Source organism: Prauserella marina, from assembly GCF_002240355.1.
GTDB lineage: Bacteria > Actinomycetota > Actinomycetes > Mycobacteriales > Pseudonocardiaceae > Prauserella_A > Prauserella_A marina.
In genome coordinates this window covers 5,161,794-5,179,738 of record NZ_CP016353.1, presented here as the reverse complement: position 1 = coordinate 5,179,738, position 17,945 = coordinate 5,161,794, and the positions used below count along the sequence as shown (strand labels likewise).

General features: G+C 67.9%; 15 protein-coding genes. 11 read left to right on the top strand and 4 right to left on the bottom strand.

Features of this window, described 5'->3' with window-relative positions; genetic code table 11:
- Positions 1 to 7 precede the first annotated feature (7 nt).
- Complete coding sequence (locus tag BAY61_RS23745; protein WP_091807912.1) at positions 8 to 1,000, top strand: 2-dehydropantoate 2-reductase; 993 nt, start codon at positions 8 to 10, stop codon at positions 998 to 1,000.
- Positions 997 to 1,731 (top strand): aldehyde dehydrogenase family protein, encoded by a 735-nt coding sequence (locus BAY61_RS23740; protein WP_091807910.1) that lies wholly within the window; start codon positions 997 to 999, stop codon positions 1,729 to 1,731. The genes BAY61_RS23745 and BAY61_RS23740 overlap by 4 nt, the downstream gene beginning before the upstream one ends.
- Before the next feature lie 18 nt (positions 1,732 to 1,749).
- On the opposite strand, the gene BAY61_RS23735 is transcribed toward BAY61_RS23740, so the two are convergent.
- Positions 1,750 to 3,066 carry a DUF349 domain-containing protein gene (locus BAY61_RS23735; RefSeq protein WP_091807908.1) on the bottom strand — a complete coding sequence of 439 codons (1,317 nt, stop codon included), beginning with the start codon at positions 3,064 to 3,066 and terminating at the stop codon, positions 1,750 to 1,752.
- A 196-nt stretch (positions 3,067 to 3,262) separates the two neighbouring features.
- On the opposite strand from BAY61_RS23735, the gene BAY61_RS23730 reads away from it, so the two are divergent.
- From BAY61_RS23730 to dapF, 3 genes are read left to right on the top strand one after another with little or no spacing between them, the layout of a single operon-like run.
- Positions 3,263 to 3,973, top strand: a complete 711-nt coding sequence (locus BAY61_RS23730) for a class III extradiol dioxygenase subunit B-like domain-containing protein (RefSeq protein WP_091807906.1) — start codon at positions 3,263 to 3,265, stop codon at positions 3,971 to 3,973.
- Positions 3,958 to 4,896, top strand: coding sequence for a tRNA (adenosine(37)-N6)-dimethylallyltransferase MiaA (gene miaA, locus BAY61_RS23725; RefSeq protein ID WP_091808003.1), 939 nt, complete (start codon positions 3,958 to 3,960; stop codon positions 4,894 to 4,896). Before BAY61_RS23730 ends, miaA begins: the two co-directional genes overlap by 16 nt.
- Before the next feature lie 10 nt (positions 4,897 to 4,906).
- Positions 4,907 to 5,734, top strand: coding sequence for a diaminopimelate epimerase (gene dapF / locus BAY61_RS23720; protein WP_091807904.1), 828 nt, complete (start codon positions 4,907 to 4,909; stop codon positions 5,732 to 5,734).
- A gap of 30 nt (positions 5,735 to 5,764) precedes the next feature.
- Here dapF and BAY61_RS23715 read toward each other — a convergent pair whose 3' ends face one another.
- On the bottom strand, positions 5,765 to 7,006 hold the full coding sequence (locus BAY61_RS23715) for an MFS transporter (RefSeq protein ID WP_091807902.1): 1,242 nt from the start codon (positions 7,004 to 7,006) through the stop codon (positions 5,765 to 5,767).
- Positions 7,007 to 7,066: 60 nt separating this feature from the next.
- On the opposite strand from BAY61_RS23715, the gene BAY61_RS23710 reads away from it, so the two are divergent.
- From BAY61_RS23710 to BAY61_RS23700, 3 genes are all read left to right on the top strand, one after another.
- The gene (locus BAY61_RS23710; protein ID WP_091807900.1) at positions 7,067 to 7,567 is read left to right on the top strand and encodes an ArsR/SmtB family transcription factor; all 501 of its coding nucleotides are present in this window, start codon (positions 7,067 to 7,069) and stop codon (positions 7,565 to 7,567) included.
- A 160-nt stretch (positions 7,568 to 7,727) separates the two neighbouring features.
- Positions 7,728 to 9,146 (top strand): GTPase HflX, encoded by a 1,419-nt coding sequence (gene hflX / locus BAY61_RS23705; protein ID WP_091807898.1) that lies wholly within the window; start codon positions 7,728 to 7,730, stop codon positions 9,144 to 9,146.
- A 71-nt stretch (positions 9,147 to 9,217) separates the two neighbouring features.
- Entirely contained in the window at positions 9,218 to 10,273 is a 1,056-nt protein-coding gene (locus tag BAY61_RS23700) for a hypothetical protein (RefSeq protein WP_091807896.1), read from the top strand.
- A gap of 27 nt (positions 10,274 to 10,300) precedes the next feature.
- On the opposite strand, the gene lexA is transcribed toward BAY61_RS23700, so the two are convergent.
- On the bottom strand, positions 10,301 to 10,990 hold the full coding sequence (gene lexA, locus BAY61_RS23695; protein ID WP_091808000.1) for a transcriptional repressor LexA: 690 nt from the start codon (positions 10,988 to 10,990) through the stop codon (positions 10,301 to 10,303).
- Positions 10,991 to 11,325: 335 nt separating this feature from the next.
- On the opposite strand from lexA, the gene BAY61_RS33090 reads away from it, so the two are divergent.
- The 3 genes from BAY61_RS33090 to BAY61_RS23680 all read left to right on the top strand — a co-directional run bounded on the left by BAY61_RS33090 (position 11,326) and on the right by BAY61_RS23680 (position 15,628).
- On the top strand, positions 11,326 to 11,778 hold the full coding sequence (locus BAY61_RS33090) for a LysM peptidoglycan-binding domain-containing protein (protein ID WP_245865374.1): 453 nt from the start codon (positions 11,326 to 11,328) through the stop codon (positions 11,776 to 11,778).
- Positions 11,779 to 12,236: 458 nt separating this feature from the next.
- Positions 12,237 to 12,737, top strand: a complete 501-nt coding sequence (nrdR, locus tag BAY61_RS23685) for a transcriptional regulator NrdR (RefSeq protein ID WP_091807894.1) — start codon at positions 12,237 to 12,239, stop codon at positions 12,735 to 12,737.
- Between the two features lie 35 nt (positions 12,738 to 12,772).
- The gene (locus BAY61_RS23680; RefSeq protein ID WP_091807892.1) at positions 12,773 to 15,628 is read left to right on the top strand and encodes a vitamin B12-dependent ribonucleotide reductase; all 2,856 of its coding nucleotides are present in this window, start codon (positions 12,773 to 12,775) and stop codon (positions 15,626 to 15,628) included.
- Between the two features lie 180 nt (positions 15,629 to 15,808).
- Here BAY61_RS23680 and BAY61_RS23675 read toward each other — a convergent pair whose 3' ends face one another.
- Positions 15,809 to 17,896, bottom strand: coding sequence for a prolyl oligopeptidase family serine peptidase (locus BAY61_RS23675; protein WP_091807890.1), 2,088 nt, complete (start codon positions 17,894 to 17,896; stop codon positions 15,809 to 15,811).
- Between the last annotated feature and the right edge of the window lie 49 nt (positions 17,897 to 17,945).

Sequence of the window (17,945 nt, the reverse complement as noted above, 5' to 3'; positions counted from 1 at the left end):
AGTCACCGTGAAAGTTGCTGTTTTGGGCGCCGGTGCAATCGGTGCGTACGTCGGCGCCAGTCTGCACCGCGCGGGCGCCGAAGTACACCTCATCGCAAGGGGAGCCCACCTCGAAGCGATGCGAGAGCACGGGGTGAAGGTCAGGAGTCCCCGTGGAGACTTCGTCGCCACTCCACATGCGACCGACGACCCCGCCGAAGTGGGGCCGGTCGACCACATCTTCCTCGGCCTCAAGGCCAATCAGTACGCGGGCGCCGGTCCGCTCATCGAGCCCATGCTGCACGAGAAGACCTCGCTGATCGCGGCACAGAACGGCATTCCATGGTGGTACTTCCACGGCGTGGAAGGCCCCAACGCGGGAAGGCGGATCGAGGCCGTCGACCCCGGAGGAAGCGTCAGTGCGGTGCTGCCGCCGGAGCGCGCGATCGGCTGCGTCGTCTACGCGGCGACCGAGATCGAAGCGCCAGGAACGGTCCGCCATCTCGAAGGCACCCGGCTTTCCATCGGAGAACCGGACGGAACCCGCTCGGCCCGTTGCGGCGAGTTCGCCGACGCCATGGTCGAGGGAGGGCTGAAGTGCCCCGTCGAGGCCGATCTCCGCCGCGACATCTGGATCAAACTCATGGGCAACATCGCCTTCAATCCCATCAGCGCGCTCGCGAGGGCGACGATGGCCGCGATCTGCAGGCACCACGACACCAGAGCGCTCGTCGTCGACATGATGAAGGAGACGCTCGACGTCGCACTCGCGCTCGGCGTCTCGACCGGAGTCTCCATCGAACGCAGGCTCGCCGGAGCCGAACGTACCGGCGAACACAAGACGTCGACCCTGCAAGACCTGGAAAAGGGCAAACCCCTCGAACTCGACGCCATCCTCACCGCCGTCGTCGAAATCGCCGAGTTCGCGGGTGTTCCCGTGCCGACGTTGCGGGTCGTGAACGCACTCACCGGCCTGCTCGGCGCCGGTCTGCCCGCGCTACCCCCCGGAGGAACCCGATGACGGTCACCACAAGGCTCGAAAGCCACGCCGAGGCCGGCGCCGTGGCACCGGAGGCGTTCGCGGGCGGCAGGACCTTGCACTTCTGGGGCGGTCGCTGGCGCGCCGAAGGCGACCCCGCGCTGGACGCGACGGACACGGCCAGAGCCGTGCGGGCCGCACTCAACGAGCACCGCACCTGGTCGGTCGCCGGATTCGAGGAGAGAAGGACGCGCGTCAGCGCCGCCGTCGAAAGCCTCACCGCGCACGGTGCTCTGCTCGCGGGGACGCTGGGAACCGGAGCCGAAGCCGAGCGCGCGGTGCACCGTGTGCTCGGCACGACGCGCCAATGCGCCGACGAGGGCGGCGCGCTGCTCACCGGCCGGTTCCCGCTGCGAGGTCCGGTCGCCAACATCGCGTCCCGCGCTTGTCCCGCGCCCGCTCTTCTCCAGGCTTTGCTGATGCAGACACTCGCGGGCAACGCGGCCATCGCCGGTATCTCGGGTGGCCGAGGCCCCGCAGGCAGGAAGGAAAGGGCCGACGGCGCCGGTGGTGCCGGTGGAAGCGCGTTCCTGACCCTCGCCGTCGCGCTCGCCGCCCCGCACGGACTCCCGCTCACCCTCGTCAGAGCGGAAGGCGCGGCGGCGGAAGCCGCGCTCGGCAGGCAGGACATCGTGGGCTGCGTGCGCTACCCCGACGAATCCGAACCGGACGAGACGCTGCTGTCCACCGTGACCCGGCGCGCGGCGAGCTGAGGCCGCGCGCCGGTCTGGCTAACGGTCGGCGACGGCGGCCTCGGCCGCCAGCAGCCACTCCCGCCACTGAGCGGCCTGCTCCTCGGCCTTCTTGGCCCTCCGCTCGTCGCCTGCCGCCCTCGCCTTGCTCGCCTGCGCCTCGAACTGCTCGACCCGCTCGCGGAACTGCGCCGCCCTTGCCTGTGCCTCGGGATCCGTGCGGCGCCACTTCGAGTCCTCGGCCGAGCGCACCCTGTCCTGGACGGCCTTGAGCCTGCCGTCGAGTTCCCTGATGCGCTCGCGCGGGACCTTGCCGATCTCGTCCCACTGCTCCTGCACCTTCCTGAGCTGGGACTTCGCAGCGTCGAGATTGGCAGCGGCGTCGATCTTCTCCGCCTCGGCGAGTAGTTCTTCCTTGCGGGCCGCGTTCTCGGCGAACTCGGCGTCCCGCTCGGAGAAGGCGGCGGAGCGCCTGGCGAAGAAGTCGTCCTGCGCGGCCCTGAACCGCTGCCACAGCGCCTCGTCGGTGTCCTTCGGCGCCCTTCCGGCCGCCTTCCACTCCGCCATCAGGTCCTTGTACCTGCCCGCGGTGGGGCCCCAGTCCGTCGAGTCGGCCATGGACTCGGCCTCCGCGATCAGCTCCTCCTTGCGCCGTTTCGCTACGGCGCGCTGCTTGTCGAGATCGGCGAAGTGCGAGCCACGGCGGCGATTGAACGCCTCCCTCGCCTTCGAGAAGCGCTTCCACAACTCGTCGTCGGTCTTGCGGTCGACTCCCTTGACCGTCTTCCACTCGTCGAGGATCGCCCTCAACCGGTCGCCCGCGACCTTCCACTGGGTCGACTCGTTGGCGATCGTCTCGGCTTCCTCGGCGAGCTGCTGCTTACGGGTGACGGCGGCGGCCCTCGCCTGCTCCCGCTCCTGCTTCACCTCGGCCATCGCCCGCTCCGCGTGACCGATGACCTGCTCGATCCTGGCCCGGAGTGCTTCGATGTCGCCCACCACGGCGGCCTCGGACAACCCGTCTCGCATGCCACTGGCGCTGGTCAGCGCCTGTTTCGGGTCACCAGCCCCCGACGAAAGCCTCGTCTCCAGCAATTCGACCTCGGTGCGCAGGTCGTCGAACCGCCGCGCGAAGTGCGTCAATCCCTCGTCAGGCGAACCGGCCTGCCACACACCGACGACGCGCTCACCGTCGGCCGTGCGCACGTAGACGGTGCCCTCGTCGTCGATCCGGCCCCACCTCTCGGGATGCGGTTCGGCTGAGGGCACAGCCGGTGCGGATACGCCGGCCTGGGTGTGAGGCACCTGATGTGGCGTAGGGACATCGATGCCGTTCGGGGTGTTCTGCTCGGCCATGGCCGGCTCCTTCTCGCCTGTCGGCCCGCCGGATCGCGGGCGCCCCGCTGGCGGCGGGGCCGGGTACTGCGTCTTCTGCGTTGCGGGTGTCGCTGTGTTTCGGGTCTAGGCCCGCATTCAAACAGGTCAGCGCGCTTCTCGGTACTCCGTGCCTCAAGACGTACCTCCATCGGCTTCCCGGGTAACCTCGGAACGCGTGATCACGCGTGCTCTCGTGGTGCCCCATCCTCCACTTCTCGTGCCGGAATTGGTGCCAGGTTCCGAGGATTCGACCGACGAGGTCAGGAAGGCCTGCGTCGCGGCAGCCGCGGAGCTGGCGGCATCGCACCCGAGGTGGATCGCCGTCGCCGCCGGAATCGGCAAGGCGATCGAACCGTCGGCCGTTGGCTCGTTCCGCGCGTACGGAGCCGACGTCCGCGTGGCCCTTTCGGCACAACCGGCGGACGCCTCGGCCCCTGCCTCGCTCCCGCTGCCCGCGCTGGTGGCCGGATGGTTGAGGGAACGGGCAGGCGCCACGTCCGTCCGGGTCGAGCTGGTGCCGGGGGACGCCGATCCCTCGGAATGCGTCGCGCTTGGCGAACGTCTGGCGAGCGACACCTCCGACGACACGGCTCTGCTCGTGCTCGGCGACGGATCCACCCGGCACGACCTGAGCGCTCCAGGCTGGTTCGACGAGCGAGCGGTGCCCTTTGACACCGAGGTCGCCGACGTGCTCGAACGAGCCGACCACGCCGCGTTGCTGAACATCGATCCCGCGCTCGCCGCCGAACTGGGAGCCGGGGGAAGGGCGCCGTGGCAGGTGCTCGCCGGACTCGCGGGGGCAGGCGGGCACTGGCGGGGCGAACTGCGGTACTCGGCCGCCCCTCGTGGCGTCGGCTACCACGTCGCGTTCTGGGAGCGCCGGTGAAGCGCCCCGTCGCCGTCGTCGGTCCTACCGCGACCGGTAAGACCGCGCTGGGAATCGAACTGGCGCTCGCGCTGGGCGGCGAAGTCGTCAACGCCGACGCCATGCAGCTCTACCGGGGCATGGACATCGGTACCGCGAAGGCGACAGAGGAGGAGCGAAGGGGCGTACCGCATCACCTGCTCGACGTGCTCGACGTCGAGCAGGCCGCGTCGGTCGCCGCCTACCAGACGCACGCGAGGGCGCGAATCGAGAGCCTGCTCGCCGAGGACACGGTGCCGGTGCTCGTCGGCGGGTCAGGGCTCTACGTGCAGGCGGTGATCGACGACCTGCGCTTCCCCGGCACCAACCCCGGAGTGCGAGCCGAACTGGACCGGCAGGCCACGGAACAGGGTTCCGCCGCGATGCACGCCCGGCTCGCGGCCGCCGATCCGGAAGCGGCGGCCGCGATCCTGCCGACCAACATCCGCCGGATCGTGCGCGCGCTTGAGGTCATCGAGATCACAGGGAAACCGTTCTCGGCCAACCTGCCGAAACCGGGAAGCCCCCGGTACGGCACCGTGCTCGTCGGAGTCGACAGGGCCTCGGCCGAACTCGACGAGCGAGTCGACCGCAGGGTCGGGCTGATGTTCGATGCCGGTCTCGTTTCGGAAGTACGCGACCTCGTCGAAGTGGGCCTCAGGGAAGGGAAGACGGCATCGAGGGCTCTTGGCTACCAGCAGGTGCTCGCCGCCATGGACGAGGCGGGCGGGACCGGCGAGCTGACCGAAGCGCAGACCGAAGCCGCCGCCGCCGCGACGGCGCAGGCCACCCGGAGGTTCGTGCGCAAGCAACGGTCCTGGTTCCGCAGGGACGACCGCATCCGCTGGTTCGACGGCGCCGAGGAAGGTCTTACCGATCATGTGCTCTCCTCGCTCGACCCGTAATCTTGTTCCCATGGGTGGCATCGAGTTCCTCAAGGGGCACGGCACGCAGAACGACTTCGTGCTGTTGCCGGACGCGCCGGGCAGGCTGGACCTGACCCCGGAGCGGGTCGCCGCGCTGTGCGACCGGCAGCGCGGACTCGGTGCCGACGGTGTGCTCAGGGTCGTGCGGTCGTCCGCGATCGGGCTCGGCTCCGAGGCCGAGTGGTTCATGGACTACCGCAACGCCGACGGTTCGGCCGCCGAGATGTGCGGCAACGGCATGCGGGTTTTCGCGCGCTATCTCGTCGAGGCGGGACTGGAGAGCGGCCGCGACTTCGCGGTGGGTACGCGGGCGGGCGACCGGCCGGTGCGGGTGCACGGCGACAACACCGTGACCGTCCACATGGGACCGGCGAGGATCACCGGAACGTCGGTGGCCGTCGTCGGCGAACGTGAGCTCTCCGGAGTCGCCGTCGATGTCGGCAACCCACACCTCGTCTCGACCCTCGACGACGACGTCGCCGAACTGGATCTGCGCGAAGCGCCGCGATTCGACCGCGACTTCTTCCCCAACGGCGTGAACCTCGAATTCGTCAACGTATTGGCCGCCGACGCGCTGCGGATGCGGGTCTACGAGCGTGGCGTCGGGGAGACCCGCGCCTGCGGAACGGGGACCGTCGCCGTCGTCGCCGCGGCGCTGCACCTCGCGGGCACCGACACCGGTTCCTCCACAGTGGACATACCGGGCGGGAGGGTCGCGGTCACGGTCGAGCGCGGCGCCTCGACGTTGACCGGGCCTGCCGAGTTCGTCGCGAGGGGCGAACTCGACGAGTCGTGGTGGAACGGCCTCGGCCGCTAGGAAACCCCTGAACTCGTTCCCCGGCGTCGGTCAGCCGATCACGCTCTGCTTGGGAATGTCGCGCATCAGTCGCAGCGGTGAGAACACCACCCACGCCACGGCGAGCACGAGCGCGACCGACGTCACCCACACGGTCGCCGGAACACCGGCGGCCTGGCCGAGCGCGCCACCCAGCAGGCTGCCGACCGGAAGCGCTCCCCACACCACGAAGCGCACGCTCGCGTTCATCCTGCCGAGCAGCCGGTCGGGGCAGATCGCCTGCCGGTAGCTGACCTGAGCGACGTTGTAGACGACGATTCCATACCCGACGATCGCCAGCCCGGCCGCGACGAGCCCCGCCCGCCATCCCGGTGCGGCGAGCGGGACCAGCAACTGCCCCGGCCAGGTCACGAGCGGGATCAGCCACACGGCACGAGCTTGCCCGATCCGGTTCATCCACCAGTTCGCGGTGAGCGCGCCCGCCACGCCACCGACCCCCGCGATGGCGAGGACGGCGCCGACCCCGCCCGGCGAGAGGCCGACGTCCCGGGTCAGGAACAGCATTTCGACGGCGGTGAAGGCGCCACCGGCGAAGTTGCCCGCCGCCGTGCACAGCGTGATCGCCCTCAGCGTGGGGTTGCCGAACACGAACCGGAGTCCTTCGGCGATCTCGGCCCGCAGTTTCCCGTTCTCGCGTGGCGCGGGAGCGGGTTCCTCCGCTTCGATGCGGCGAAGGAACGCGGCCGAGGAGAGGAAGCTGAATCCGACCGCGGTCACCGCGCTTGCCGGGCCGAGCGCCTGCGCCAGCAGCCCGCCGATCCCCGGTCCCGACACGTGGGCCACCGATTGGCTCACCTGGAGTTTCGCGTTGCCCTCCACCAGTTTCTCCCTCCCGACGAGCGAGGGAAGGTAGGACTGATAGGCGACGTCGAAGAACAGCGTGCACACGCTGACCAGCAGGGCGACCACGACGAGTTGGGTCAGCGTCAGCACGTCCGCCCACCAGGCGATGGGGACACTCAGCAGCAACACGCCTCTGACCAGGTCGGCTCTCACCATCAGCGTCTTGCGGCGCAGGCGATCGACCCAGACACCGGCGGGAAGGCCGAGCAGCAAGAACGCGGCGTTCTCCGCTGCGGTGAGCAGCCCCATCTCCAGTGGAGTCGCCGCGAGCACCGTCGCGGCGAGCAGTGGCAGCACCGTGCGGCCCACGAAAACGCCGAACTGACTCGCCGTCTCACCTGCCCACAGCCGCCGGAAGTCGCGGTGGAACAACAGGGAGTTCCTTGGCATTGGCACAGTGTCGCCAAGTGATTGGAAAGTGTCAATCACTTGGCGTCGTAGGCTGAGCGGGTGGTGGCACGACGACGGAAAGCGACCGAGGCCGAAGCGGGCGCGCTGGCATCGGGAATACGCCTGCGAATCATCAGGTTGACCCACGCGGAGGCGTTGACGAACAAGGAGCTGGCCGAGCGGCTGGGCCGCGACCCGGCGACGACGCTTCACCACGTCCGCAAACTCGTGGAGACCGGATTTCTCGAACAACAGGTGCCACGCAAGGGAAACCGGGGCGCGAAGGAGATTCCCTACCTGAGCACCGGACTCTCCTGGCAGCTGGAAAACAGAGACGACACCGAGGTCGCCGCCGCGATGCTGGAGGCATACCTGGCGGAAATCGCGGAGACGGGCATGACCGGGATCGACCAGTCGAGACTCGTGGTGCGGTTGCCGGAAAGCGAACGCGCCGAGTTCAGGCGGCGACTGGCCGACCTGCTTGAAGAATTCGCGGCAAGACCGCAGCACCCCGGCGAGGAGCGCATGGCCATCTACGTAGGTCTCTACCCGGGCCGGTGACCCCGATAAACAGGTCGGCGATCCGCGCGAAACGTGGGAACATGGAGCACACGAGAAGCCAGAAACTGGTTGATGGAGGCATGTGAGTAAGTCAATCCCCGGCGGCGCCATCGCGTCGCACGGACAAGCACAACACGAAACGACATCCGAGGAACTCCTCGTGGCGGAGTTCGACGACACGGAGTTCTCCCAGGGCGAGCTGGAGCTCGAAGACCGCGCGTCACTGCGCAGGGTCGCAGGTCTTTCCACCGAACTCGACGACGTCACCGAGGTCGAATACCGGAAACTCCGGCTGGAACGCGTCGTGCTCGTTGGAGTGTGGACCGAGGGGACCGCCGCGCAGTCCGAGGCCTCGCTCGAAGAGCTGGCCCGCCTCGCGGAGACGGCAGGCTCGCAGGTCCTGGACGGCCTCGTGCAACGGCGTTCCCGGCCCGACTCCGCGACCTACATCGGGTCCGGCAAGGTGCGGGAACTCGCCGACGTGGTCAACGCGACCGGCGCCGACACGGTCATCTGCGACGGTGAGCTCTCACCCGGCCAGTTGCGCCAGCTTGAGGCGAAGGTCAAGGTCAAGGTCATCGACAGGACCGCGCTGATCCTCGACATCTTCGCCCAGCACGCGAGGTCGCGGGAAGGCAAGGCGCAAGTCGAACTGGCCCAGTTGCAGTACCTGATCCCCAGGCTGCGCGGTTGGGGTGAATCGCTGTCGAGGCAGGCTGGTGGACGAGCAGGCGGAGCCAACGGCGGCGTCGGCCTCCGCGGACCGGGTGAGACCAAGCTGGAGACCGACCGGCGGCGGATCAACAAGCGGGTGGCCAAACTGCGCCGCGAGATCGCCTCGATGGACATCATCAGGGAGACCAAGCGGGGCCGCAGGGTCGCCAACGAGGTGCCGAGTGTCGCCATCGTCGGCTACACCAACGCGGGAAAGTCGAGCCTGCTCAACGCCATCACCGGCGCGGGCGTTCTGGTGGAGGACGCGCTGTTCGCCACCCTCGACCCGACCACCCGGCGCTCGGTGACGCCCGACGGCAACGCCTACACACTGACCGACACCGTCGGTTTCGTCAGGCACCTGCCGCACCAGCTCGTCGACGCGTTCCGATCGACGCTCGACGAAGCGGCCGACGCCGACCTGCTCCTGCATGTCGTCGACGGTTCGGCGCCCGCCCCCGAGGAGCAGGTGCGAGCGGTCCGCGACGTTCTCGGCGACATCGGACGGCGCCGCTCCGAGCCGCTTCCGCCCGAGCTGATAGTGATCAACAAGGCGGACACGGCCGACGAGCTGACGCTGGCAAGGCTGCGGCATCTGCTCCCCGACGCCATCGTGGTTTCGGCCCGGCAGGGCACCGGAGTCCAGGCACTCATCGAGGAACTGGCCGCACGGCTTCCGCGTCCCGAGGTGATCGTCGACGTGCTCGTCCCCTACGACAGGGGCGAGCTGGTGGCAAGGGCACACGCCGACGGTGAGGTGCTCGCCGAGGAGCACACCCCAGAAGGCACCCGGTTGCGGGCAAGGGTGCATCCCGATCTCGCCGCCGCTTTGCAGGCATACGTCACCGACGGCTCAGCGATCTGAGTGGCGAGGCACTGACCGGCCGGGAGCCGGTCCATCCGAGCGCCCACGCACGCCGGTCCCGGCCGGTTCGCGTGGGCGCTCTTCGCCGTGCCAGGGCGGCGTTCCCGCTCGTCGCCGCGGTGCTCGCGGCAGGACTGGGCGTCGCCCCTTCGGCAGCAGCCACGGTGCCGGCGGAGCCGCCGCTGCCACGGGACGTGTGCACCATCGACGACGACCGGCTTCCGGAACTCTCGGGCCTGGCCGCTGACGAGGAGCAGTGGTACGCGGTCAACGACGGCGGTACCCAGATCGAGATCTACGTGCTCGGCAAGGACTGCGCGGTTCGTGAGGTGATCGGTCATCCCACCGATCCCTACGACGTCGAGGACATGGCACTCGCCTCGGACGGAACACTGTGGCTCGGCGACACCGGCGACAATCGCAAACAGCGCGACACGGTGGCATTGCACGCCGTCCGGCCAGACGGCACCGCGACGCTGTACCGGCTGACCTATCCCGACGGGCAGCACGACGCGGAGGCATTGCTGCTCGATCGTGCCGGTACGCCGTACATCATCACCAAACACGTGGTTGGCAGTTCGGAGGTCTACCGGCCCTCGGGTCCGCTGACCAGTCCGGGGCCGACGCCGCTCGAACACGTCGGTTCGCTGCGCGTGTCCGCCACCGACACCGAGGGCGGCCCGGTCGGAAGGGTCGGTTCGATGCTGATCACCGGTGCGGCCTCCAGCGCCGACGGCTCGGTGATCGCCGTTCGCACCTACACCGACGCCTACCTCTATCCCGTCACCGGCGACGACATCCCGGCCGCGCTGGCGAAACAACCGGTCAGGGTTCCGCTGCCGGGTGAGGAACAAGGGGAGGCCATCGCCTTCGAACCGGACGGCACGTTGCTCTCGGCTTCGGAGGGGGTCGGCAACCCGGTCAGGGCGGTGCCAGGGGCGGCAGGACTCGTCGACCGTGATGACGAGGACAGTACGGAGTCCGCGCCACAGGGCGACGAACCGGCCGCCGCGTCCGGTGTGGGTGGAGAGGGCGAATCCGAATTTCCCGTGGTGGCTGGGATCGCCGTTGCCGTCGTATTGGCCGGTGGTGTCCTGCTCGGCGTCGGCAGGCTGCGCCGCCGTTGAGCGACGGCGCAGCCCTGCCCGCGTTGTCTAGAGCCTGCGCAGTACGGCGACGACCTTGCCGAGAATGGTGGCGTCGTCGCCGGGAATCGGTTCGTAGGCCTCGTTGTGCGGCATCAACCAGACGTGGCCTTCCTTGCGCTTGAAGGTCTTCACGGTGGCCTCGCCCTCGATCATGGCGGCCACGATGTCGCCGTTCTCCGCGTCGGGCTGCTGGCGCACGACGACCCAGTCGCCGTCGGTGATGGCGGCGTCGATCATCGAATCACCGGTGACGCTCAGTAAAAAGACCTCGCCCTCGCCCACGATGTCCTTCGGCAGCGGGAAGACATCCTCGATCGCCTCTTCGGCCAGTACGGGACCACCGGCGGCGATGCGGCCGACGAGGGGAACGAACGCGGGCTTCGGCAACTGGTCGGGCGAGGCACTCGCCGTACCGCTGTCCGCGGCGAGGACGCCGACCGCGCGCGGGCGGTTGGCATCCCTGCGCAGATATCCCTTGCGCTGGAGGGCACGGAGTTGGTGCGACACCGACGAGGTCGACGTGAGACCGACCGCCTCGCCGATCTCGCGGACGCTGGGCGGGTAACCGTGGCGATCGACCCATTCCCTGATGACGCCCAGTACCTTTTGCTGTCGCGGTGTCAGCTTGTCGTCGACGTCCTCGACCTCGGGCAGGGTATGCACCTTGCCTTCGGGGTCCTTGCTCTTGCGTGCCACCGCGTTGCCTCCCAGTCGAGTGCCGCTTGCCCGCACTCCGCCGTGCGTGTTCGTGCCGGTTCTTGCCCGTTCGTGCCTTGTTCCGCCCGGCGTCGGGTGTCGGTCGCCCCGGGCGGGCCGGTGACTGACGCCACCTCGGCCAACTGATCTCGACGCTAGCCCGCCACACCTCCGATTTCAAACATTTGTTCGATCGACACGCCGTGGCGGGCTCGATTTTGTCAGAGTCCGGTGGTACACATTCGCTCGGATGTTCGATAGAACGCGTGTTCGACTGCCGGGGTTCGTGTGGCGGCCGGTCGGGCCAGTGGAACGGGAACTGCAAGGAGGTTCCGATGTCGGTTCTGATGGAGCGGGAAACGCGGGCGGACGGCACGGTCCAGCGACCGGATACGGCGGCGCGGCCGAGGAGGGGTGAGCCGAGGCGACCGCCGACAAGGGCGAGGGTCGTCGCGGGGAGGCCGAGGACGAGGGCCGTGCTCGACTGTTCTCCCCGGACCGTCGCTCCGCGGTGGACGTTGCTGATCGCGGTCGCGGTCACCGTTTTCGGGGCCGTCGTGGGAATCGGCTTGTTCGCCAGCGGGGTCGGGGGAGCAGGCGAGGTCTCCGTGCCGAGCGGCACGGCCGTCGTGTCCGTCGAAGCGGGCGACACGCTGTGGGACGTGGCCGAGCGGACCGCGCCAGGCAGTGATCCAGCCGCCGTCGTGGCGCGCATTCAAGAACTCAACGGTCTCGGCGGCGCTGACGTGGTCGCCGGTACTCCGCTCGTCGTTCCCGCGGGCAGGTGAGTGACAGCTCTCCGGCGCTCATCCGTCCGAAGGCGTCGCCGCGTCCCGTCTTCGGATGGTCGTCCCGTGGCTGAGGTTCGCGTGAAATGAGACTGGGCAGGTCCGCGTCGGGTGGTCGGTCGCCCGGATTTCGCCCGGATTTCCGGATGTGCCACGAGGGGTACGCTTGCCGGCCCGGCGGCTCGTTATTCCCCATTTCCCGACCGAGGTGATATGTCACCTGTCACCCTGCTGTGCTGCGCCCGCCGCTTGCGCCGGTGCTCGCGGCCTTCTAAGGTCGACCCCTACATGTAGTAGTTACATGGCTGTAGTTGGTCCACAGGTTGGGGTAGACTGGGTGCAGTTATCCACAGCTTGTCGGTGTTTACCCACCGGATGTCCACAAGATGATCACCAGGTATTCGACCTGCGGTCGTGGGCACCCTGGGAGCGGCGACGTGAAGAGGAGGTGATCGGCCGTGCGGTGTCCGTTCTGCCGGCACGTCGATTCCCGGGTCGTCGACTCTCGTGAGGTGGACGAGGGGCAGGCGATCCGGAGGCGCAGGTCGTGCTCGGCCTGCGGTCGCCGGTTCACGACCTCGGAGACGATGGTGCTCGCCGTCGTGAAACGCTCCGGGGTCACCGAGCAGTTCAGCCGGGACAAAGTGGTTCGTGGAGTGCGCCGCGCCTGCCAGGGCAGGCCGGTCGACGACGACGCGTTGCAGCAACTCGCGCAACGGGTCGAGGAGTCGATCAGGGCTGCCGGCGTCGCGGAGATACCGAGCCACGAGGTGGGACTGGCGATTCTCGGGCCCCTCAGGGAACTCGACAACGTGGCATATCTGAGGTTCGCGAGTGTCTACCGGGCCTTCTCGTCGATAGAGGACTTCGAGAAGGAGATCACGGACCTGCGCAGGGCGATTGCGATTGCGGATGTGGCCGAGCCGGACGACGGCGAGAAGAGCGCGAGCGACGCCTGACGTCGCCCGCCGTGCGAGACGCGGGAGTGGGAGTCATGACAGAAACCGTGGGGGTCGGCGCAGAGGCCACCAGCAAGAGTGGCAAGAAGCGTCAGAGCGCCGCGAACGCCCGTAAGGGCATTGGTGTTCGCCGGGTCTTCACGACCGAGGGCGTGCACCCTTACGACGAGGTGACGTGGGAAAAGCGTGACGTCGTCATGACCAACTGGCGGGACGGCACGGTGAACTTCGAGCAGCGTGGCGTCGAGTTCCCTGAGTTCTGGTCGGTCAACGCGACAAACATCGTCACGAGCAAGTACTTCCGGGGTGCCGCGGGCAGCCCGGCAAGGGAGAACAGTCTCAAGCAGCTCATCGACCGCGTCGTGAAGTCCTATGTCAAGGCGGGAACGGACTTCGGGTATTTCGGTACGGCCGCCGACGCCGAGATCTTCGAGCACGAGCTGACCTGGATGTTGCTGCACCAGGTGTTCAGCTTCAACTCCCCGGTGTGGTTCAACGTGGGAACCAGCTCCAAGCAGCAGGTCTCGGCGTGCTTCATTCTCGCAGTCGACGACACGATGGAATCGATCCTGAACTGGTACCGCGAGGAAGGACTGATCTTCAAGGGCGGTTCCGGTGCGGGGCTGAACCTCTCCAGGATCCGTTCGTCGAGGGAACTGCTGTCCTCGGGCGGCACGGCCTCTGGCCCGGTGTCGTTCATGCGCGGCGCCGACGCTTCCGCCGGAACCATCAAGTCGGGTGGTGCCACCCGCAGGGCGGCCAAGATGGTCGTCCTCGACGTCGACCACCCCGACATCGAGGAGTTCATCGAGACCAAGGCCAAGGAAGAGAACAAGATCAGGGTGCTCAGGGACGCCGGGTTCGACATGGACCTCGGTGGCAGTGACATCTCTTCCGTGCAGTACCAGAACGCCAACAACTCGGTCAGGGTCAGCGACGAGTTCATGCGGGCCGTCGAGTCGGGCAGCCAGTTCGGCCTGCGGGCGAGGATGACGGGCGAGGTCATCGACAACACCGACGCCAAGGCACTCTTCCGCAAGATGGCCACGGCGGCGTGGGAATGCGCCGACCCCGGCATGCAGTACGACGGCACGATCAACGACTGGCACACCTGCCCCGAGTCGGGCAGGATCACCGCGTCCAACCCGTGTTCCGAGTACATGCACCTCGACAATTCGAGCTGCAACCTGGCCTCACTGAACCTGCTGAAGTTCCTTTCGGAAGACGGCACGTTCAACGCGGAACTGTTCGCCAAGGCCGTCGAGGTCGTCATCACAGCGATGGACATCTCGATCTGCTTCGCGGACTTCCCGACGGAGCCGATCGCGGAAACCACCCGCAAGTTCCGTCAGCTCGGCATCGGCTACGCCAACCTCGGCGCGCTGCTGATGGCCACGGGACACGCCTACGACTCCGAAGGTGGGAGGGCGCTTGCCGCCGCCATCACGTCGCTGATGACGGCCGTGTCCTACCGGCGCTCCGCCGAACTGGCAGGGGTCGTCGGCCCGTACGAGGGCTACGCCCGCAACGCGGAGTCCCACCAGCGGGTCATGCGCAAGCACGCCGCGGCGAACGACCAGATCCGTACGTTCCACACCAACGATGTCGCCGTGCGTGATCTCGCGACTCGTGAGTGGCAGCGTGGCATCGAGGTCGGCACGACGAGCGGCTGGCGCAACGCCCAGGCCAGCGTGCTCGCCCCTACGGGAACCATCGGCTTCATGATGGACTGCGACACGACCGGTATCGAGCCGGACTTCTCGCTGGTGAAGTTCAAGAAGCTCGTCGGTGGCGGCTCGATGCAGATCGTCAACAACGCGGTGCCTCGCGCGCTGCACTCGCTCGGCTACCAGAACGAGCAGATCGAGGCGATCGCCGACTTCATCTCCGAGCACGGTCACGTCGTGGACGCGCCTGGGCTGCGGCCCGAGCACTACGAGGTGTTCGATTGCGCGGTGGGTGAGCGGTCCATCGCGCCGATGGGGCACGTCCGGATGATGGCAGCGGTGCAGCCGTTCCTGTCCGGCGCGATCTCCAAGACGGTCAACATGCCGGAGACGGCGACCGTCGAGGAGGTCGAGGAGATCTACTTCGAAGGCTGGAAGCTCGGGCTCAAAGCACTGGCGATCTACCGCGACAACTGCAAGGTCGGTCAGCCGCTTTCCACCGTGAAGAAGGACAAGGCGGAAGCGGAGCCCACGCAGGTCGTCGAGTACCGGCCCGTTCGCAAGCGGCTTCCCAAGAAGCGGCCCAGCCAGACGGTGTCGTTCACGGTCGCAGGCGCGGAGGGCTACCTCACGGCGGGCTCGTACCCGGACGACGGTCTCGGCGAGATCTTCGTGAAGCTCGGCAAGCAGGGTTCGACGCTGGCCGGTGTCATGGACGCCTTCTCGATGTCGATCTCGGTGGGTCTGCAATACGGCATTCCGCTGGAGTTCTACGTTTCGAAGTTCTCCAACCTGCGGTTCGAGCCTGCCGGCATGACCGACGATCCGGACGTGCGGATGGCGACGAGTGTGCTGGACTACCTGTTCCGCAGGCTCGCGCTGGACTACCTGCCCTACGAGAAGCGGGCCCAGCTCGGCATCTTCACGGCCGACGAGCGGTCGGCGCAGGTCGAGGCCGACTACGGCACCCCGGGCGCGCAGGACAACGTCGACCTTGAGGAACTGCGCAGCAGTGTCGACGCGGGCAAGGCGGGTGCTGGTGAGCGGCAGGAGTCCACACAGGACTCCGCTCGCAGGGAGGCACACACCACGACCGAGCTGGTGGAGTTGCAGCTCGGCAAGGCCGCTGACGCTCCGCTGTGCATGACGTGCGGAACGAAGATGCGGCCCGCTGGTTCGTGCTACGCCTGCGAGGGCTGCGGGGCAACCTCCGGCTGTAGCTAGCGGCCGGACCGGTTCTCGGTCAGGCGAGGGGGACGATCAGCTCCCTCGCCTGACCGGTCTCTTTTCCGAAGCGATCCCCGGCGGGTTCGGCGCTGTCGCCGACTCCGCCGGGGTTTCTGATTTGGAACCGGTTGGTCGGTGCCGAGGCTCCTACAGCCGCATGATCCGGGCTTTTCTTGATCAGTCGAGTCGTTCGAGGAGGAACTCGAATACCAGCGCCCATTTGAACGCGAGTTGCGCGTTGTCGGCCGCCGCGCCGTGGCCGCCTTCGATGTTCTCGTGGTAGCGCACGTCGAGTCCGTATTCGCGCATCCTGGCCACCATTTTGCGGGCGTGCGCCGGATGCACCCTGTCGTCGCGGGTCGATGTGACGAACAGCGAGGGCGGGTAGGGATTCCCGTGTCCATTGTGGACGGCGCGGTCGGTGTCGGGTGCGCGAAGGTTGTGGTAAGGCGAATACTTCCCGAGAAAGGCCCATTCCTCGGGATCGTCGGGGTCGCCGTATTCGGCCATCCACGACGCGCCCGCGAGCAACTGGTGGTAACGCCGCATGTCCAGCAGGGGAACCTGGCTGACGATGGCGCCGAACAGTTCCGGGTAGCGGGTCAGCATGACGCCCATGAGCAGGCCGCCGTTGCTGCCGCCCTGGATGCCCAGTTGGCGGGGTGTCGTGATGCCCCTCGCGACGAGGTCGCCCGCGACGGCGGCGAAGTCCTCGTAGACCTTGTGCCGGTTGGCTTTGGTCGCCTGGGTGTGCCATTCGGGACCGTATTCCCCGCCGCCGCGCAGATTGGCCACCACGTAGGTGCCGCCGCGGGCGAGCCAGCCCCTGCCGATGATGCCGCTGTAAGAGGGTGTCAGCGACACCTCGAACCCGCCGTACCCGGTGAGCAGCGTCGGTTGTGGTGCTCTCGATGACGCCGAGGTGTCGCCGTCGTGGTGGCCGGTGACGAAGTAGGGAACGCGGGTTCCGTCGGCGGAGGTCGCGAAGTACTGGTCGACGGTGATGCCGGTGTCGTCGAAGAACGCCGGTGCCTGCTTGAGCGGTTCCAGTTCGCCGCCGATCTCACCGCGTACGAGCGTCGACGGTTCGGTGAAGCCGGTGATGTCGAGCAGGAATTCGTCGCTGTGGTCGGGCTCGGTGTCGACGAGCGCCACGGTGCCGACCTCAGGCACGCCGGGGAGTGGTTCGTCTCGCCAGTCTCGTGATCGCCCTTCGCTTGGCGTCAGTACCCGTAGCCGGGTCTTGACGTCGCTGAGCGTGCCGAGGATGAGGTTGTTTCGCGTCCAGGCGTAGTAGTCGAGCGAGGTGTGCGGATCGGGTGTGAACAGCACGGTCAGTTGGCGGTCACCGGCGAGATAGCTCTCCAGCTCGGCCGCGAGCAGGCTGCCCGAGGGGTGCTGCCTGCCCGCCACCGTCCACGGCGACCTGATGCGCACCAGCAGCCACTGCTTGTGCGTGCTGACGTCGGCGTCGTCGGGTACGTCGATCTTGACGAGCCCTGCCGGGGTACGGAGGTAGATCTCGGAGCGGTAGAAATCGATACCGCGGCGGACGAGGTCGCGCTCCCAGCCTTCGGTGGGGTCGTGCACGGCCCGCACGGCGACGTCGTCGGGTTTGCCCTCGAAGACGAGGTTCGCCTCGGACAGCGGCGTGCCCCTGCGCCATTCCTTCACCAGCCGCGGGTAGCCGGAGCTGGTCAGTGAACCGGGACCGAAGTCGGTGCCGACGTAGATCCGGTTCTCGTCGATCCAGGCGACGGAGCTTTTCGCCTCGGGAAGGCTGAACCCTTCGTCGACGAACTCGCGCTTCTCCAGGTCGAATTCGCGGACGACGGTGGCGTCGGCGCCTCCCCTTGAGAGTTCGACGAGGCAGCGGCGGAACCCGGGACGCAGTACGGTCGCGCCCTGCCACACCCAGTTCTCGCCCTCGGCCTCCGCGAGCGCGTCGACGTCGATGAGCGGTTCCCATCGGGGCTGGGCCGCGCGGTACTCGTCGAGGGTCGTCCTGCGCCACAGTCCTCTGGGGTGTTCGGCGTCGCGCCAGAAGTTGTACAGGTGGTCGCCACGCCTGCGCACGTAGGGGATCCGGTCGTCGGCGTCGAGTATTTCCCTGATCTCGGCGCGCAAAGTCTCGAACCGTGGTCGCTCGGTGAGTTCGGTGACGGTCTCGGCGTTGCGGTCGCGTACCCATGCGAGCGCGGTGTCGCCGGTGACGTCCTCCAGCCAGCGATAAGGATCGTCGGCCTGCGGATTCCCCTCTGTCATGCTCCCAGTCTGCCAGCAGCGTGACGTTCCCGGTTTGTGATCCGGTGCG